Annotated in this window: 12 protein-coding genes and 1 riboswitch; of the genes, 6 read left to right on the top strand and 6 right to left on the bottom strand. The window is 62.5% G+C overall.

All coding sequences use genetic code 11. The annotated features are described in order from the left end of the window. Position 1: 1 nt before the first annotated feature. The 5 genes from VJR29_14790 to VJR29_14770 form a co-directional block, all read right to left on the bottom strand. A complete protein-coding gene (locus tag VJR29_14790) occupies positions 2-5,806 on the bottom strand; it encodes a tetratricopeptide repeat protein (protein ID HKY64670.1) in 5,805 nt (1,934 codons plus the stop codon). A 235-nt stretch (positions 5,807-6,041) separates the two neighbouring features. Further along, complete coding sequence (thiC, locus tag VJR29_14785; GenBank protein ID HKY64669.1) at positions 6,042-7,715, bottom strand: phosphomethylpyrimidine synthase ThiC; 1,674 nt, start codon at positions 7,713-7,715, stop codon at positions 6,042-6,044. Positions 7,716-7,895: 180 nt separating this feature from the next. Next, on the bottom strand, positions 7,896-8,669 hold the full coding sequence (locus tag VJR29_14780) for a thiazole synthase (protein HKY64668.1): 774 nt from the start codon (positions 8,667-8,669) through the stop codon (positions 7,896-7,898). Next, complete coding sequence (gene thiS / locus VJR29_14775; protein HKY64667.1) at positions 8,669-8,872, bottom strand: sulfur carrier protein ThiS; 204 nt, start codon at positions 8,870-8,872, stop codon at positions 8,669-8,671. Before thiS ends, VJR29_14780 begins: the two co-directional genes overlap by 1 nt. Next, positions 8,863-9,029, bottom strand: a riboswitch (TPP riboswitch). (Overlaps the previous gene by 10 nt.) 128 nt (positions 9,030-9,157) lie before the next feature. After that, complete coding sequence (locus tag VJR29_14770) at positions 9,158-9,934, bottom strand: MBL fold metallo-hydrolase (GenBank protein HKY64666.1); 777 nt, start codon at positions 9,932-9,934, stop codon at positions 9,158-9,160. 40 nt (positions 9,935-9,974) lie between these two features. Here VJR29_14770 and alr point away from each other — a divergent pair, with 40 nt between their 5' ends. The 5 genes from alr to purH all read left to right on the top strand — a co-directional run bounded on the left by alr (position 9,975) and on the right by purH (position 15,731). Then, positions 9,975-11,093: an alanine racemase gene (alr, locus tag VJR29_14765; GenBank protein HKY64665.1), complete on the top strand. Its 1,119-nt coding sequence runs from the start codon at positions 9,975-9,977 to the stop codon at positions 11,091-11,093. A gap of 3 nt (positions 11,094-11,096) precedes the next feature. Further along, positions 11,097-11,924 carry an ABC transporter permease gene (locus VJR29_14760; GenBank protein ID HKY64664.1) on the top strand — a complete coding sequence of 276 codons (828 nt, stop codon included), beginning with the start codon at positions 11,097-11,099 and terminating at the stop codon, positions 11,922-11,924. 7 nt (positions 11,925-11,931) lie between these two features. Beyond that, entirely contained in the window at positions 11,932-12,699 is a 768-nt protein-coding gene (locus tag VJR29_14755; protein HKY64663.1) for an ABC transporter ATP-binding protein, read from the top strand. Next, a complete protein-coding gene (locus tag VJR29_14750; GenBank protein HKY64662.1) occupies positions 12,696-14,042 on the top strand; it encodes an MlaD family protein in 1,347 nt (448 codons plus the stop codon). The genes VJR29_14755 and VJR29_14750 overlap by 4 nt, the downstream gene beginning before the upstream one ends. Before the next feature lie 117 nt (positions 14,043-14,159). Continuing rightward, the gene (gene purH / locus VJR29_14745) at positions 14,160-15,731 is read left to right on the top strand and encodes a bifunctional phosphoribosylaminoimidazolecarboxamide formyltransferase/IMP cyclohydrolase (protein ID HKY64661.1); all 1,572 of its coding nucleotides are present in this window, start codon (positions 14,160-14,162) and stop codon (positions 15,729-15,731) included. A 156-nt stretch (positions 15,732-15,887) separates the two neighbouring features. On the opposite strand, the gene VJR29_14740 is transcribed toward purH, so the two are convergent. Continuing rightward, positions 15,888-16,151, bottom strand: coding sequence for a hypothetical protein (locus tag VJR29_14740; protein HKY64660.1), 264 nt, complete (start codon positions 16,149-16,151; stop codon positions 15,888-15,890). 62 nt (positions 16,152-16,213) lie between these two features. Here VJR29_14740 and purD point away from each other — a divergent pair, with 62 nt between their 5' ends. Continuing rightward, positions 16,214-17,479: a phosphoribosylamine--glycine ligase gene (gene purD, locus VJR29_14735; protein HKY64659.1), complete on the top strand. Its 1,266-nt coding sequence runs from the start codon at positions 16,214-16,216 to the stop codon at positions 17,477-17,479. Position 17,480: the final 1 nt, after the last annotated feature.

The following is a 17,480-nucleotide window of genomic DNA, read 5'->3' as shown; positions in this document are numbered from 1 at the left end:
TTTATTTGCCGGTCGCGGCCAGCGAGGGCGCGAAGATATTGGTGTTGGCGTCGTACGCCGAATATCGGCTGCTGCCGTCGGCTCGCAGGGTCAAGGTGACCGGAGTTCCGCCGACTTCATATTGAACCTTGATGGCGACGCCGGGGCAGTTGTCCTTCAGGAATTGCCTCATGGCGGCTTCGAAGTAGGTCGGAGGCTCGCCACCCATGCGGAGGTTCAAAACCAGGTAGTCGCCGGCGCCTTTGCCCTTATAGGTTCCCAATTGATACAAGCCCTTGCCGATCAAGCTCCCGAGAGTGGAGTCATCCGACTTCTTCCCGGTGTAGCCGGCTTCGAGCTCGGCGGTGAAGTCCTTGGCGTTGACGCCGCTGCGGGTGATGGTCTCTCGCCCGGCTCGCTTGATCTCCACGAAATACTTGGCCGTCATGGCGCCCTCGGTCACGGTGACCGCGATATCGGGGGTCGTCCCTTCGAGCAGCTTGCTGGTGGGGATGGCCTCGATCGTCACCTGGCGGCCTTGGGCGGTTAGCACACCCGCCTGGGTGACCAAGTCATTGAAGGCTGCAACTTCGGCCTTGGCTCCGGTGTCGGTGCTCGCCTTGAAGAAGGAGCCGAAATAGCTGCCCTCGATTTTCAAAAGACCGGTCGAGTTGTTGGCGAAATCCACCACGTCCCTGATTCCGGTATGCGGATTTTCCGAGGTGGCCAAGTGGTTGGCCAGGTCGTGGGCATTGTTCTCGTAGGCCGAGGAAGAGGAGGGCTCGCGGTTGAGGATTTCGAACAACTTGCCGGCGAGCGCGGGGTTTCGAGAATCCTTCGCCAGATAGGCCTTCAAACCGTCCACCGCTTGGTTCCAGCCGCCGGTCTTGGCGGGATCGAGGCTCAATCCCTCGGCGAAGGGGGCGAGCTCGTCGGCCAGCCGGTCGCGGCCCTTCTCTTTGGCTTTGGCTTGCTTGGTGACGGCCAGCTCGGTGCCGCGCTTGATCCAGCTGTCGACTTGCTCGGGCGTGATCGTCGGTTCGGTCTTGCCCTTCGGGATGCTGGCGTCGGAGATGTCGTGGGAAGCGGCCCAACGCAGGGCTTCGCCGGCGAATTGGAAGCGTTGGCCTTCGGTGCCCAACAGCTTCCGGGTTTCGGCCAGCCGATCCTTCCATCCGGCGGTTTTGGCGTGGGCGGCCAAGCCGTTCATGAAGATCTCGCTCTGAGCGGTGAGAGATTCGCTGCTGGGCTTGACGATGTTCTCCCACAAGAACTTGCCGCTGGGATCGACCGCCCGAATGTTGAGGCCTTGGGATCCCTTCATGAGCTCGATCGATTCGACGAACCAATTGGCGGCGGTGGTATCGTGCTGGAATATGATGTTCTTGATCCCTTGGTCTTTGAGGGCCTTTAGCTCCGTGGGATTGGGGGCTTTGTCGAGCTTCAGGGTGATGCGCTCGGGCGCCAGGGCGGCCAGCTTGGCTTCGGAGGTGAAAACCTTCGAGTCCTTGGCGGTGGCGCCGTTTTGGATTTCGATCTTGCCGTCGGGCGTGGTGATTTCGATCTTCTCGCCGTGATGGACCGCCAGGTCGACCAAGGCGTTCACCTCTTCGGCATTGGTCGGCTTGTCGCTGCGGACTTTCAGGCCATCGGCGGTCGACTCGAAGGTCATCTTGCGTCCGTCGTGGACCGACACCTCGATCTCGACCTTGAGGTCGCGGGCTCGCGTGGTCAAGTAGGCGATATCCTCCTTGGAAAGAGGAGTCGTGGTCGTGATTTCGATCCGTTTCACGCCCTCGGGCGTGGCGAGGAAGATTTGGCCGTCCTTGCCCGGGACCTCGAAAAGGTCGCGAACGCCCTTGGGGCTGGCTTCCCACATCAGCAGGTGTCCGTCGGAGGCGGCATCGGGATGGATCTGGTCCATCCGGGTCTTGCCGGCGACTTCGATCGGAGGCTTTCCAGGTTGGTGGATCTCGATCCGGGCCGCGGCGTCGAAGTCTTTGATCCTCTGGGTGAGGACATCGGTATTTTCGAGCGGACGCTCGCAATTGATGACGATGATCTTGGCGGGGTTGTCGAAGTGCTTGGCCAGGGCCAGCAAGACCGCGTCGATATTTTCGCCGGGTTTGAGAATATGGCCGACGACCTCATGGTACTGGTTGTCGTTGGCGGCCTTTTCGGCCGGCGGGTTGGCCGGCTCGGCCGGGGCGGTTTTGGTGCTCTTGGTCGTCTTGCTGGTCCCGCGGCCTCGGCCGGCCATGTAGACCGCCGGCGGGCCTTTCGCCGGCTCGGCTTGGGCGCGGCCGCCCGGAAGGGGGGCGCCGTTGGCGGTGGCCAATCCGCCGCTGCCGCCGCCGTCGTTGGGAAACAGAAAGTTGGCGGCCCTGTCGAGGAGGTCATTGATCACCTCGCTGGCTTTGGGCGGCGGCTTGGCCTTGCCGGCCGGGATTCCGGCGGCTTCGTGCGGCGAGGGCTCGCCCCGGGCCACGGCGACTAGGTCACCGGCCTTGTTGTATTCGAGGGGCAGGCCGAATTCGGCGAAATAGGCGTTGGCCTCGCCGAGCTTCTTTTGCTCGACCAGCTTGGCGAGCTTGCCGCCGCTGAAGCCGGGCTTGTTCAGCGCCGAGTCGACGAGAAGGCCGACCACGAGCTGGCGAGCCGGCGAATCGACGAGCTCGCCCTTGGGGCCGCGGCTGGCGCGGAAGCCGAGGGCGTCGGCATGGGACTTGGCCAGGGCGATCGCTTCCTTGACCGCGATCTCGGTGTGCTGCTTGTTGCTCAAGGTGCTGAGCTTGCCGCCGAAGGCCCGGTCGGCGATCTTGTGGGCGACCGCGAATTGGACGTAGCCGAAGACGTCGTGGACCAAGCCTTCTTTCCAGCCGCCGAGCGGCTTGGGGGTGAGACCGATGGCCTGGTTGACGTGGCTGGTGGCGATCATGCCGCTCATGCCCATGCCGTGGCCGATGCCCCAGCTCAAGACCTTGCCGCCGGCGGTCAGCTTGGTTCCGCCCTCGGTGACCAGGCCCAGGCTCTTGGCGGCGCGCGGCGCCAGGCTTTCGCCCAAGGCGCCGAAGCCCTTGAGGCCGCCGATCATGATCAGGGTGGCGCCGTAGCTCTTCAACATGTGGTCGGCGGTGAAAACCTTGCTCGGATCCTTGACCATCGCCTCTTTGCCGAGGTTGGCCGCCCACAGCGCCGTCGCTTCCACGCCGACGCCGGCCGCGCCGGCCAGGACGACCGCCTTGTAGCCGGTGACGCCGGCCTTCTCGAGGCGGGAGAGCGCCGCCAGCTTGGCCATGTTGCCGAGGCCGGCCGAGCCGACCATGAGCAAGACGTCGACCGCCAGCGATTCGGGGCTCATCGAGGTGACGAACTTGAAGACCGAGCGGCCGAAGCTGCCGTTGCCCTCGAGCGCGTCCATGCTCGAGCGGGCGGCATCCTTGACCCCGTCTTCGGTGTCCAAGGCGTTGACGAGGGTGTAGAGGGCGTAAGGGCTTTCGATGGCGCCGGAGTTCTGGCGCTCGAGATCCCAGGCCTTGCGGTACAAGTCGGCGGCCTCGCCTTTGTCCGGCGGCAGCTTGTCGACCAAGTGGACCATCGCGCCGAGCGGGTAACCGGTGATGACCTTGTCTTCGTAATTGATGTAGTAGCGGGCGTCGCCCTTCATCGATTCGGGGCCGTCGGCCTCGATGAGCTTCATCGCCTCGAGGATGGTGTCGGCCTTGCCCGATTCGATTTTGGCGCGAAGCTCGGCGACGAAGGCGACCTGGCCTTCCCAGCGGGCCTTGGTGTCGTCGCGGAAATCCTTGCCGTCGCTGCGGAAGGCGCCCTCGATCAGGCCGATGCCGCTGCCGAGGATGCCGTTCTGGTTGTCCGCCTGAATGCGGGAGCCTTCCTTGTTGTAGACCGCCCAGGCATCGAGGGCCGCGAGGTTGACCATCCGCAGCTTGTTTTTCTCGAGAGTGCCGAGGATCTTCTCGATCTCGGGAACGGTGGCTCGGTAGGGCTCGAAGGTCTTGACGGCTTCATCGACCTTGCCCTGGGCCAAGAGGCTGTAGCCTTCGTAGAGCCCGGCCCGCTTCTTGATCTCGGGATCGGGATCGGCCTTGGCGAATTTGGCCAGGAGATCGAAAGTCTGGCTGGCCAAGCCGTTCATTTCCTTGCGGACCAATTCGACGTTGGCCACGCTGCCCTGCTTGGTTTCGGCCAGGGCCAGGTACTGCTTGGCCATCAGCTCCATCATCTCGACCGTGCCCTGACGGCTCTCGAGCGAGGCGTCGCCGCCCTCGTGGAGCAGCTCGAGCTGCTTGGCGAGCTGAGTCAGCTTGTCTTTCTCGCCCTGGGCGAAGCGGGCCATCAAGAGCGCCTTGTCGGAGGCCAGCTCGGCGTTGACCGCGGTGATCTCATCGGCATGGAGCTTGGGATCAAGCGCGGTCAGGTACTGGGTGTTGGCGTCGGCCCGGTAGCGCAGCGCCATAACGTCCTGCGGTTGGTGCTTGAGGATCTCGGTGTAGGCGTCGCGCGAGGCCTTGAAGTCGCCGGTGGCGTAAAGCGCGTGACCAAGTGAGAATTGGGCGTCGACCAGGCTGGGATCCTCGCGCACCGCGGTTTCGAGCGCGGCGGCGGCCTTGGCCCAATCCTTCTTCGCCAGGTAGGCCTCGCCGGCGAGGTGCCAAGGCAGCGAGCGGTCGGGGCCGTCGAAGGGCTTGGAGCCTTTCAAAAACTTCGCTTCGAATTCGGCGATGTCGGTCTTCGGCTCTTCGAGCTTTTGCAGGAAAAGCAGCTCTTCCACGGCTTGGCTGCTCTTGCCGAGCTGCTTGCGGGCTTCGTCGATCCGGGCGTCGATGTGGGCGAGCATCAGCTTCTGGTCATAGCTGAGCTTGAGGTGGCGGTAAGGCGTCAAGTCGGGGCCCGAGTTCATTCCTGGAACGTTCAAGGCCGGAAAGTCGAAGTCGTTCAGCTTGTCATTGGTCGAGGTGTGGCAGCCGGTGTTGCAAGGCGTCCCCGCGCTGACCAATCGCTCGCGCTGGGTTTCGAGGTTCTCGATGTCCTTGCGTTGCTGGAGGATGTCGGCGTCGCCGTGATCGGCCATCAGTCGGAGGATTTTGGTCGTGAGCTGATCGGTCGGCGTCAGGAGCAGGGCCTTCATCAGGAGAGCTTTGCCGCCTTCGTAGTCGCCGCTCTTGATCTTGTCGCCGGCCACCATTTGCAAGAGCATCGAGCGGTGGTGGCTGTATTGCTGGTGGAAGGCCCAGCCGGTCCCTTCCTTCTCCATATCGGACAGGGCCTTGAGCGCATCGTCGGGCTTGCCATCGACCCAAAGCCGGGTAGCCGCGACCAATTTTTGTCCGGCTTCGTTGTTCGATTTTTTATAAATTCCCTCGAGCTCGTTCAAGATTCCGGTGGCGCCGGCATCGTCGCCGGAGAGCAGGCGGAAAGAAAGGGCCGAATGGTAGAAGCGGGTCTTCTGCTCCGGGTCCATGCACAAGCGGGCCTGGCGCTCGAGCTCCTTGGCTTGGTCGTTCAAGCCCGCGGCATCGGCCGGCGCGCTGGGTTTCACCGTCGGCTTAGGCTCGACCTTGGGCGGCGGAGGCGGAGCGACCGGCGGTAAATTACGCAGCGGAAAATTCAGCGGCGGCGACTTGCCTTCGGTTTTAAGCGAATCGAGGAACCAGGTGTTGCTGTTTTTGAAGGAGGAGCCGGGAACGTTTTTCGGCGAGGGGTGGCAGCGGCCGTTGCAATCGTCGGACTCTTTGGGCGCCGGCGAATTCTTGCCGGGATCCCAGTCGAGGAAGGAGAGATTCTGATTCGGAACTTTTGGAGTCATCGCGCGCCCAAGCCAATTGTACAGGCGCCCGGAGTGATTTGCGCCCGCCTTACCTTCGCTAAGCTATAGAGCAATGCTTATGCCAAAGGCCGCGGGAAAATTTGATTATATCTATTTGAAATAATTAGTGTTTTTATGTACTTCTTCGGTCTTTTCCTCATTTTGGAGCGAGACGCCTCAAATGCCGCCAAAGGAATGGCGCTTCTGGGGGTTCAAGACCTCAAGGGAGTTTTCGCTAGTAGACCCGGCCGCCACGTTTTTGGAACTCGGCCGACTTTTCTTTCAACCCCGCCTCCAAGGCTTCACCGGCGTCGCCGATGCCCTGGCTCGCGGCGTAGTCCCGCACTTCCTGGGTGATCTGCATCGAGCAGAAGTGGGGCCCGCACATCGAGCAGAAGTGGGCGAGCTTGGCCGACTCATGGCCGAGAGTCGCGTCGTGGTAAGAGCGGGCGGTGTCGGGATCGAGCGAGAGATTGAACTGATCCTCCCAACGGAATTCGAAGCGGGCCTTGGAGAGCGCGTCGTCGCGGACCCGGGCGCCGGGATGGCCCTTGGCCAAGTCGGCGGCGTGGGCCGCGATCTTGTAAGCGATGATGCCGGCCTTGACGTCGTCGCGGTCGGGCAGACCGAGATGCTCCTTGGGCGTGACGTAGCAGAGCATGGCGGTGCCGAACCAGCCGATCATCGCGGCGCCGATTGCCGAGGTGATGTGGTCGTAGCCCGGCGCGACGTCGGTGGTCAGCGGTCCCAAGGTGTAGAAGGGCGCCTCGTCGCAGAGCTCGAGCTGTTTGTCCATGTTCTCCCTGATCAAGTGCATCGGGACGTGGCCGGGGCCCTCGATCATCGTTTGGACTTCGTGCTTCCAGGCGATCTTGGTCAGCTCGCCCAAGGTCTCAAGCTCGCCGAATTGGGCGGCGTCGTTGGCGTCGGCGATCGAGCCGGGCCGGAGGCCGTCGCCGAGCGAGAAGCTCACGTCGTACATCTTCATGATCTCGCAGATTTCCTCGAAGTGGCTGTAGAGGAAGTTCTCGCGGTGATGGGCTAAACACCACTTGGCCATGATCGAGCCGCCGCGGGAGACGATGCCGGTCACCCGCTTGGCGGTGAGCGGGACGTAGGCCAGGCGGACGCCGGCGTGGATCGTGAAGTAGTCGACGCCTTGCTCGGCCTGCTCGATCAGGGTGTCGCGGAAAATTTCCCAGCTCAATTCCTCGGCCTTGCCGCCGACTTTCTCCAAGGCTTGGTAGATCGGAACGGTGCCGATCGGCACCGGGCTGTTGCGGATGATCCATTCCCGGGTCTCGTGGATTTTCTTGCCGGTCGACAAGTCCATCGCCGTGTCGGCGCCCCAGCGGATCGACCAGAGCAGCTTTTCCACTTCCTCCTGGATCGAGGAGGTGACGGCCGAGTTGCCGATGTTGGAGTTGATCTTCACCAAGAAGTTCCGCCCGATGGCCATTGGCTCGAGCTCGGGATGCCGGATGTTGGCCGGGATGATGGCCCGGCCCCGGGCGATTTCATCGCGGACGAACTCGGGCTTCAAGCCCTCGCGGATGGCCACGAACTCCATCTCCGGCGTGACGATGCCGCGGCGGGCGTAGTGCATTTGGCTGACGTTGCGCCCCGGCCGCGGTCCGCCGTCGCCGCGTTCCTTGAGCCAGGCATCCCGGAGTCGCGGCAAGCCCTGGCTGAGATCGATCCGGGTCTGGGGATCAAGATAAGGCCCGGTGGTGTCGTAAACCTGGACCGGCGGATTCGGTGCGGCCAGCGCGATCTCGCGCATTGGCACCCGAAGGTCCGGCCGTGAGCCGAGAGTGTAAACCTTGCGCGAGTTGGGGAAGGGCCGGGTGGCCTCTTCGTTCAAGGTTTGGAGCTCTTCGCGAAATTGGGGGGAGGGGGCTAGTGACATATATTGTTTCCTTGCGATGTCATCCTGAGCGAAGCGAAGGATCTGCGACCTACCAAGGTGCTTTGAAAGGACCAATCCCCTTCGGTCATCCTAAGGGGATTTCGAGAGACGAAGGGACTCTTGAGTCCCATAGTTTCTTGGCCAGTCGCAGATCCTTCGCTCGCTCAGGATGACCTGTGCTTAAAAAATCGTTCCTTCGATCGGGCTCGACGCGCTCGCATAGAGCTTCTTCGGAATCCGACCGGCTTCGAAAGAGAGGCGCCCGGCTTCGACGCCGGCTTTCATGGCCTTCGCCATCTTCACCGGATCCTTGGCGCCGGCGATGGCGGTGTTCATCAAGATGGCGGCGCAACCCAGCTCCATCGCCATCGCGGCATCGCTGGCCGCGCCGACACCGGCGTCGACGATCACCGGGACTTTGGCCTGCTCCAGGATGATCCGCAAGTTATGAGGATTGCGAATCCCCAAGCCCGAGCCGATCGGCGCCGCCAAGGGCATCACCGCCGGGCAGCCCAGCTCCTGGAGCCGAAGGCAGGCCACTGGGTCGTCCATGACGTAGGGCAGGACGACGAAGCCTTCCTTCACCAGGACTTCGGCGGCCTTCAGGGTGGCGGCGACGTCGGGGAAAAGGGTTTTCTCGTCGCCGATCACCTCGAGCTTGATCCAGTCGGTCTCCAGGGCTTGGCGGGCGAGGCGGGCGGTCTTGATCGCGTCCTCGGCCGTGAAGCAGGCGGCGGTGTTGGGGAGCAGGGCGATCTTGCTCCGGTCGATGAAGTCGAGCAGCGATTCGCCGCGCGGCGCGTTCAAGTCGAGGCGCCGGATCGCCACCGTCACCATCCCGGTCCCCGAAGCTGCATGGGCGGCCCGCATGATTTCGTGCGAGGGATATTTGCCGGTCCCCAGGATCAGCCGCGAGCCGAAAGCCTTGCCGGCAATTTCAAGTTTTGAATTCATTATCCTCCTCCAACAGCTTGAAATATCTCGATTTCATCGCCTTCTTCCATCCGGGTGTGGGGCAGCTCCGAACGGAGCACCACCTCGAGGTTCTTGGCGACCGCGACCTTTTGGGGGTTGACCTCAAGCTGGCGTAGCAGGTCGGCGAGGCTGGTTTGCTCGGACAGGGAATGGGGCTCGCCGTTGAGTCGAATCTGGATCATCACCGCTTTCCTACGCCGGTACTAACCGGATCAGGTTCGAAGGGTCGACGTGGGCTTTGCACTTCGCAAATTCTTCGAATTTGCTGCGCGGATCGGCAAAAGCCGATCCTTGCTTTTGACCACGTTTCTCAGCCCGAAGGCTCCCCTAGGGTTGAATGGGCTAGGTATAGTGCAGCAGGTCGCTCCTAGCAAGAGGCTCTTACCCCCCTTTGAAAAAGGGGGGAAGGGGGGATTTAGAGCGGCCATTGGTAGCAAGAATTCCGAAGTGATGAATTCGTTGCGTCTTTAAATCCCCCCTGGCCCCCCTTTTTCAAAGGGGGGAATCCATGACTTCCCCGGCTGCAGGATCTGCACCCGGTCCTCGAGTTTCTTCTCCCGGATCAACTCCGCCATTCGCTTCTCGGCCGTGTCGATGCCCTCGCCGAAGAAGTCGAAGACTCCCCAATCGATCGGGACCATCTTCTTGGCCTTAAGATCGCGGAAGGCCTCCAAGGCTTCATCGGGGCTCAGCTTGGAGTGACGGGTCAGCCACCGCGGCTGGGAGCCGCCGATGGGGAGGAGGGCGGCATCGAGCGAGAATTTTTCGCCGGTCTTGCGGAATTGTTCGCCGTAGCCGCTGTCGCCGCAGAAATAAACCGATTCTTGCGGAGATTTCAGCACGAAAGCCGCCGCGGCCCGCCAACGCCAGGGCATCCAGCGACAGCCGTGGTGCTTGACCGGCTGAGCGTGGATCTCGACTCCCCGGTGGAGGTGTTTGCCGCCGGCGGGGATTTCAACCACCGGATTGGGCAGAAATCGAGCCACGAAGCCGCCGAGCCCTTCGGGGACGATAATCGGGACCTCGGTCTTGAAGAACTTGTAGCTGAAGACGTCGAGGTGGTCGTAGTGAGCGTGGCTGACCAGGATGGCCGAAAGCGGGGGCAATTCCATCGGCGAGAGGCCGGCCTTGCGGCGCCGGGGGAAGAAAAAGAGGAGCCGCTCCGAAAAGCAGGGATCGGTCAAAAAGACTTGGTCGCCGATCTCGAGGAGGCAGGTTCCGTGGCCGATGCTGGTGATTTTCATAGAGGTTGCTGGGCTTAGGGTGTTGGGCTATGGGGTTTACATGAATAGCCCAGGCCTTTCAAACCCTTTCCGGCCCACGGTGGCGCGCATCGACCTGAAGGCGCTGCGCGAAAATTTCGCCTTGGCCAAGGAATTGGTCGGTCCCAAGACCCTGCTTCTCGGCGTGGTGAAAGCCGACGCTTATGGCCACGGCGCGGTGCCGGTGGCCCGGACCTTGGAATCGGCGGGCGCGGTGGCCTTGGGCGTCGCCACGCCCGAGGAGGGCATCGAGCTGCGCGAGGCCGGTCTCGTCTCGCCGATCCTCATTTTCGGCGGCCCCTTCGAGGCTTCGGGCGAGGAGCTGCGCCGCCACCGCTTGACGCCGGTGCTCTACGAGATCGAGCAAGTTCGCCGCCTCGAAGCCGGCAGCCAAGGCGAGCTGCCGGTCCACCTCAAGATCGATACCGGGATGACCCGGCTCGGCGTGTTGCCGGCCGAGCTGCCGAAGATGCTGGAAGCCTTGGCGGCCGCACCCCAATTGAAATTGGAAGGCGTGCTGACCCATTTGGCCCAGGCCGATGCGACCTCCCAAGGTCCCACCGCCGAGCAATTCGCCCGCTTCGCCGCCGCGGCGGCGGAGCTCAAGCGGGCGCGACCCGAAGCGAAAATTTACCATGTCGCCTTGAGCGCCGCGATCTTGGAGGGGAAGGGGCCGGAATACGATTGGGCCCGGCCCGGCCTCATGCTCTACGGCGCCAATCCCCATCCGCGGCTGGAAGCCGGCCGGCGCCTGAAACCGGTGATGAGCTTCGAAACCCGGATCGTCAGCTTGAAGACCGTTCCGGCCGGCACCGCGGTCAGCTACGGCGGCACTTGGACCGCGGCCCGGACCAGCCGGATTGCGATCCTGCCGGTGGGCTATGCCGACGGCTATCTCCGGCACCTCAGCAATCGCGGCCAAGTCTTAGTGAACGGCCGGCGGGCGCCGGTGGCCGGCCGGGTCTGCATGGATTTCACGATGATCGACGTGACCGACCTGCCCGAAGCCAAGCTCGGGGATCGGGTCACGCTCTGGGGCCCGGAGCTGCGGGCCGAAGAGGTCGCCGAATGGGCCGGGACGATCTCCTATGAACTGTTCTGCGCGGTCGGGCCCCGGGTGCCCCGCGTCTATGAAGGGTGAGGCTTGATTCAAGCGCTGCGAGACTTCTTCGAGAAGAACCCCGATTTGAACCGGGTACTGGTTCAGTTCGGGCGGCCCTTCACCAAATCGATTCAAGGCCTGGGGCGCTTCGTCTATTTTTCGATCGACGCCGTGCGCTGGACTTTCATCGGGCCCTTCCACGTCCGGGTGCTCATTCGAGAGATGCAGAAGATCGGCGTCAACTCGACCCTGATCATCGCCTTGGTCGGTCTCTTTGCCGGCATGGTCTTCGCCCTCCAGACCGGCTCGGCCTTCCGCCTCTTCAACGCCGAAAGCCTGGTCGGCTCGACCGTCGGCATCGCCCTTTCGCGGGAGCTGGCGCCGGTTTTCACTGCCCTGATGATCGTTGCCCGGGCCGGGAGTGCCATGGCCGCCGAGATCGGGACGATGGGGGTGACCGAGCAGATCGACGCCCTCCGCAGCATGGCGGTTCACCCGGTCAACTATTTGGTGGTGCCGCGAGTGATCGCGACCACCGTGATGGTGCCGCTCTTGGTCGGGGTCTTCAACGCCCTCGGCCTGCTCGGCTCCTACTTGGTCTCGATTTATCTCCTCCAGATCCCCGAGGGTCCTTACTTGTACCGTTACCAATTGCTGGTCGAGCCCGACGATTTCTACCAGGGCCTGATCAAGGGCGTGGTCTTCGGCTTCGTGATCAGCCTGATCGCCTGTTACAAGGGCTACCACACCAAAAACGGCGCCGAAGGAGTGGGGCGGAGCACGACCGAAGCGGTGGTGGCCGGCTCGGTGACGGTTTTGGTCGCCAACTATTTCTTGGCGACTTGGCTGCTACAACTATTTCCCGACTAGGGGCTTTATGGCGAAGGCCGAAAAATCGGCGGTGATCCAGCTTCAGGACCTGCACAAGTCCTTCGGGCCTCAGAAGGTCTTGAACGGGCTCAACCTCGACATTCCGCGCGGCCAAATCACCGTCATCATCGGCCGCTCCGGCGAGGGCAAGAGCGTCCTGCTCAAGACCATGATCGGGCTGGTCCAGCCCGACGAGGGCCAAGTCAAGATCGAGGGTCAGGAATTTTTCGACCTTTCCGGTCCCGGCCAAAACGAGCTCCGCAAGAAATTCGGCATGCTCTTCCAAAACGCGGCGCTCTTCGACTCGATGAACGTGCTGGACAACGTCGCCTTCCCCCTTCGCGAGCACACCGAATTGGACGAGGAGGAAATTCGGGCCAAGGTCGAGGAAAAGCTCTGCCGGGTCGGCCTCAAGGACATCGGCCACAAGATGCCGAGCGAGCTCTCCGGCGGCATGCGCAAGCGGGTCGGATTGGCTCGGGCCCTGATGCTCGACCCCGAGATCATCCTGTACGATGAGCCGACCACCGGTTTGGACCCTATCTTGACGGATTCCATTGACAATTTGATCATGGAAACCCAGAAAGGATTTGGCCTGACGTCGGTGGTGGTCAGCCACGACATCGCCTCCACGATGAAGATGGCGGACAAGGTCGCGATGCTCCACGAGGGCCGGATCTTGGAGGAGGGGCCGCCGAAAGTGTTTCAAGAATCGAAGGATCCCTGGATCCAGAGCTTTCTGCAAGGCAAGGCCGATAAGGACTTTATTGGATGAAGCGCAGGTTTTCGACAGAGGCTAGGGTCGGCGTCTTCGTGATTCTCGCGATCGCGATCCTGGCCTACATCACGATCGACGTCAGCCAGCTCGGCTTCACCCGCGGAACGTACAAGATTTACACCTTCATGGACAATGCCGAGGGCGTGGCCGTCAAGACGCCGGTCCAAGTGGCGGGCATCCCGGTGGGGCGGGTCAGCAACGTCGAGCTGACTCCCGATTCCCGGGCCAAGGTCGAGATCGAGCTCAAGAAGGACGTCAAGCTCGGCGACGACGTCGAAGCCGAAGTCCGAACCCGCGGCGTGCTCGGCGACACTTACATCGAGATTTTCCCGGGCCGGGAGGGCGCCTTGGCCATCCCCGAGGGCGGCACCGTCCAGCGGGTCAAGACGCCGGCCGATTACCAGCAATTGGTTCGCGATCTTTCTTCCCTGACGGTGGATCTCAAGGAAATCACCACCGCCCTGAAGGATTACACCGTCTCCGAAAAGTCCTACACCGCGGAGATCCTCAAGAACATGCAGACCCTGACCGGCCAAATGGCCAAGTTCAGCGTCAACAACAACGCCAACCTCGAAGCGATCGTCGCCAACATGCGGGCCTTGACCGACGACCTGCGCCGGCTGTCGTCCTCTTCCTCGGAGGACATCGACGTCGCGCTGAACCGGATCAACGAGATCACCGGCAAGGTCAACGACGGCCAGGGCAGCATCGGCAAATTGCTCAACGACCCGACCACCGTCGAGAAGACCAACGAGATCTTGGAGAACATCTCCGGCTTGACCGACGGCGTCCGCCGGATCCAGACCGAGCTCATGTACCATATGGAGTACTTGGGCGAGACCGGCGACGTGAAGAACTACGTCGGCCTCAAGTTCCAGACTCGGCCCGACAAATTCTTCCTCTTCGAGGTCGTGCACGATCCCAACCCCTCGCCCTCGGAGAAGACCCAGATCACCACCGTCACCACCTCCGGCGGGATCAGCAGCGTGGTCACCACCGAAACCCAGGATTTCAACAAAATTCGGTTCTCGGCCCAGCTCGGCAAGCAATTCCAGGACTTCATCGTCCGCGGCGGCTTGATCGAGTCGACCGGCGGCTTCGGCATCGATTACAACAAGGGGCCGGTGGGGCTGCAATTCTCGGCCTTCGATTTCAGCGCCGACCGGCCGCATCTCAAGTTCCTGACCCAGCTCAACTTGACCCGCTCGCTCTTCTTCGTGGCCGGCGTCGACGACTTCATCTCGAAGGAGCACGATCCCGACTGGTTTTTCGGCGCCGGCGTGCGCTTCACCGACGAGGACATCAAGAGCTTGCTGGGGACGGCCAGTTTAGCTAGGTGACAGGCCGAAGGCCTGTCATCCCGAGCGTAGCGAGGGATCTCATACCCACCAAGGAGGTATGAGATTCCTCGGCCCTTCGGGTCCTCGGAATGACAGGCTACAGGTAAAGGTTTAATCATGGCAAAAATTCAGCGGGCGCTGCTCAGCGTCTCCGACAAAACCGGCATCGTCGAACTGGCCCGTTATTTGGCCGATCGCGGCGTCGAGATACTTTCCACCGGCGGCACCGAGAAGCTGCTCCGGGAAAGCGGCCTCAAGGTCATCCCGATCGGCGACTACACCGGCTTTCCCGAGATGATGGACGGCCGAGTCAAGACCCTTCATCCCAAGATCCACGGCGGCATCCTCAATATCCGCAAAAACCCCGAGCACCAAAAGGCCATGGCTGGCCAGGGCATCAAGCCCATCGACCTGGTGGTGGTGAACCTCTATCCCTTCGCCCAGACCGTGGCCAAGCCCGGCGTCCGCTTCGAGGAGGCGATTGAGAACATCGACATCGGCGGCCCCAGCATGCTCCGGGCGGCGGCCAAGAACTTCGAGGACGTGACGGTGCTGGTCGACTCAGCCGACTATGGCAAGCTCAAGCTGGAGCTGGAGAACAATGGCATGGAGACGAGCCGCGAGCTGCGCTTCGAGCTGGCGACCAAGGTCTTCAGCGCCTGCGCGGCCTACGACGGGGCGATCAGCAATTTCCTCACCTCGCTCCAGGCACCGGCGGAGCCGATCGAGCGCGAGAAGTTCGGCGGCATGCTCAACCTCCAGTACCGCAAGATCTTCGACCTGCGCTATGGCGAAAACCCCCACCAGCGGGCGGCCTACTACTCCGAGGGCTGGCGCGACGAGCCCTGCGTCGGCAACGCCCGCCAACTGCACGGCAAGGAGCTCTCCTTCAACAACATCATGGATTTGGACGGGGCGCTGGAGACGGTGAAGGAGTTCGAGCTGGCGGCCTGTTGCATCGTCAAGCATTCCAACCCCTGCGGGGTGGCGACCAGCTCGGGCGACGTGGCCGAAGCCTTCCTCAAGGCCAAGGCCTGCGACGAGGTCAGCGCCTTCGGCGGGATCATCGCCTTCAACCGCGGCCTCACCAAGGCCGCGGCCGAGGAGATCGGCAAGACCTTCTTCGAGGCGGTCATCGCCCCCGATTACGAGCCCGAGGCCTTGGAGATTCTCCAGCAGAAGAAAAACCTACGCCTGCTCAAGACCCTGCCGATCCGGCGTTACGAGATCGGCGGCTTCGACTTGCGGAAGGTGGTCGGCGGATTGTTGGTCCAGGACCGCGACACCGCGATGCTGCCGGCGGCTGAAGCCAAAGTCGTCACGAAGCGCCAACCGACCGCGGCCGAGCTGAAGGCCCTCGACTTCGCCTGGAAGGTGGCCAAGCACGTCAAGAGCAATGCCATCGTCTTCTGTCACGAAGACCGGACCGTCGGCATCGGCGCCGGCCAGATGAGCCGGGTCGATTCGGTCAAGATCGCGGCGCTCAAGGCCGCGACGCCGCTCAAGGGCACGGTCGTCGGCTCCGACGCCTTCTTTCCTTTCCGCGACGGCCTCGACGAGGCCGCCCGCCACGGCGTGACCGCGGTGATCCAGCCCGGCGGCTCGGTCCGGGACGAGGAAGTCATCGCCGCCGCCGACGAGCACGGCATGGCGATGCTCTTCACCGACATGCGGCATTTCCGGCATTGATGAATTCCCCCTTTGAAAAAGGGGGATTAAGGGGGATTTCAAGCGGTCGCTGGAAGAAAAAAGCCTGTAAATCGGACCTCATTGCTTGGCCATGGCTTCAAATCCCCCAGCCCCCCTTTTTCAAAGGGGGGTAAGATCGCAAAAAGATTTTTTCAGCTATTCGGTGAGGATCTTGGAGCCGAAAACCGGCTTGTCTTCATTGGCGCTGATCAGGAAGCCGGTGATCATCAGGTGGACGAGGGTGCCCAGCACTTCGTCGTTGTCTTCTTCGGGCATGATTTCCCGGCAATAGCTTTCGAAGACGGCGAGGATTTCCGGGCCCAGGCGATCCTTGAGGATTTCCTGGTACTGGGCGACGTCGATTTCGTTGAGCTCGGTCAATAACTGGAAGGCTTTTTCGGCCCGGACGGGTGTAGACATGGAGGGACGCTAGCTTGAGGCCGGGCTTGCCACAAGGGAAATTTTCTTCTAGCCATTCCCCCATGAAAATTCTCGTCATCGGATCGGGTGGCCGCGAGCATGCCCTGGTCCAAGCCGCCAAGAAATCCCCCAAGGTCACCGAGGTCCTGGCCGCACCGGGCAATCCCGGCATCGCCCAGGATGCCCGTTGCGTGGCGGTGGCCGCCGCCGACGTCCCCGGCCTCGTCGAGCTGGCCAAGAAGGAAAAAATCGACTTGGCGCTGGTCGGACCGGAAGTTCCCCTCACCCAGGGCGTGGTCGATGCCTTCCAAGCCGCCGGACTCAAGGCCTTCGGTCCCAAGAAAGACGCCGCCGTCCTCGAGGCCAGCAAGGTCTTCACCAAGGATTTTTTGAAAAAATACAAAATTCCCACCGCCCGCTACCAGGTCTTCACCGAGGCCGAGGCCGCGAAGAAATTCCTTCGCGACAATGCCGCGACCCGCTGGGTCCTCAAGGCCGACGGCTTGGCCGCGGGCAAGGGTGTCCTGATTCCGCTCAACTTGGAAGAAGCCTTGGACGGCGTCGAGCGCATCTTGGTGCAGAAGGAGTTCGGCGATTACCAACTCCTGATCGAGGAGTTTCTCGACGGCGAAGAGCTCTCCTACATGGTGCTCTGCGACGGCGTCCAAGGCCTGGCCCTGGCTTCCTCCCAAGACCACAAGCGTCTGAACGACGGCGATCAAGGTCCCAACACCGGCGGGATGGGCGCCTACTCGCCGGCGCCGGTGATGGACGAGGCCTTGTCGAAAGAGATCCTGCGTACGATCATCGCTCCGACCTTGGCCGGGATGCGCGAGGAGGGGAGGCCCTTCACCGGCGTGCTCTATGCCGGGCTGATGATCTGTCGCGGCAAGCCCTATGTTTTGGAATACAACGTCCGTTTCGGCGATCCCGAGGCCGAAGTGCTCTTGCCGCGGCTGGACAGCGATTGGATCGAGCTCTTCGAGGCCGCGCTCGAGGGCCGGCTGGCCGAGGCCAAGCCGCGCTGGAAGCCGGGCAGCGCGGTCTGCGTCGTCCTCGCCGCTTCGGGTTATCCGGCGAATCCGCGCAAGGGCGACGAGATCCGCGGCTTGGACCAAGCCGGCGCCGAGGCCGCGGTCTTCCACGCCGGCACCGCCCGGCAGGACGGCCGCTGGACGACCAATGGCGGCCGGGTCCTCACCGTTACCGCCCTGGGCGAAAACTTGGCGGCGGCGGTGAAGCAGGCCTATGCCGCGGTTTCGAAGATCTCCTTTTCCGGCATGCATTACCGCAAGGACATCGCGGCTCGAGGCTTGAAGCGGGGCTAGC

The sequence above is a fragment of the bacterium genome (assembly GCA_035281585.1).
In the GTDB taxonomy this organism is placed as follows: Bacteria; UBA10199; UBA10199; order DSSB01; family DSSB01; genus DATEDP01.
Note: the sequence above shows the minus strand (reverse complement) of the source record. Positions and strands in the feature narration are given on the sequence as shown.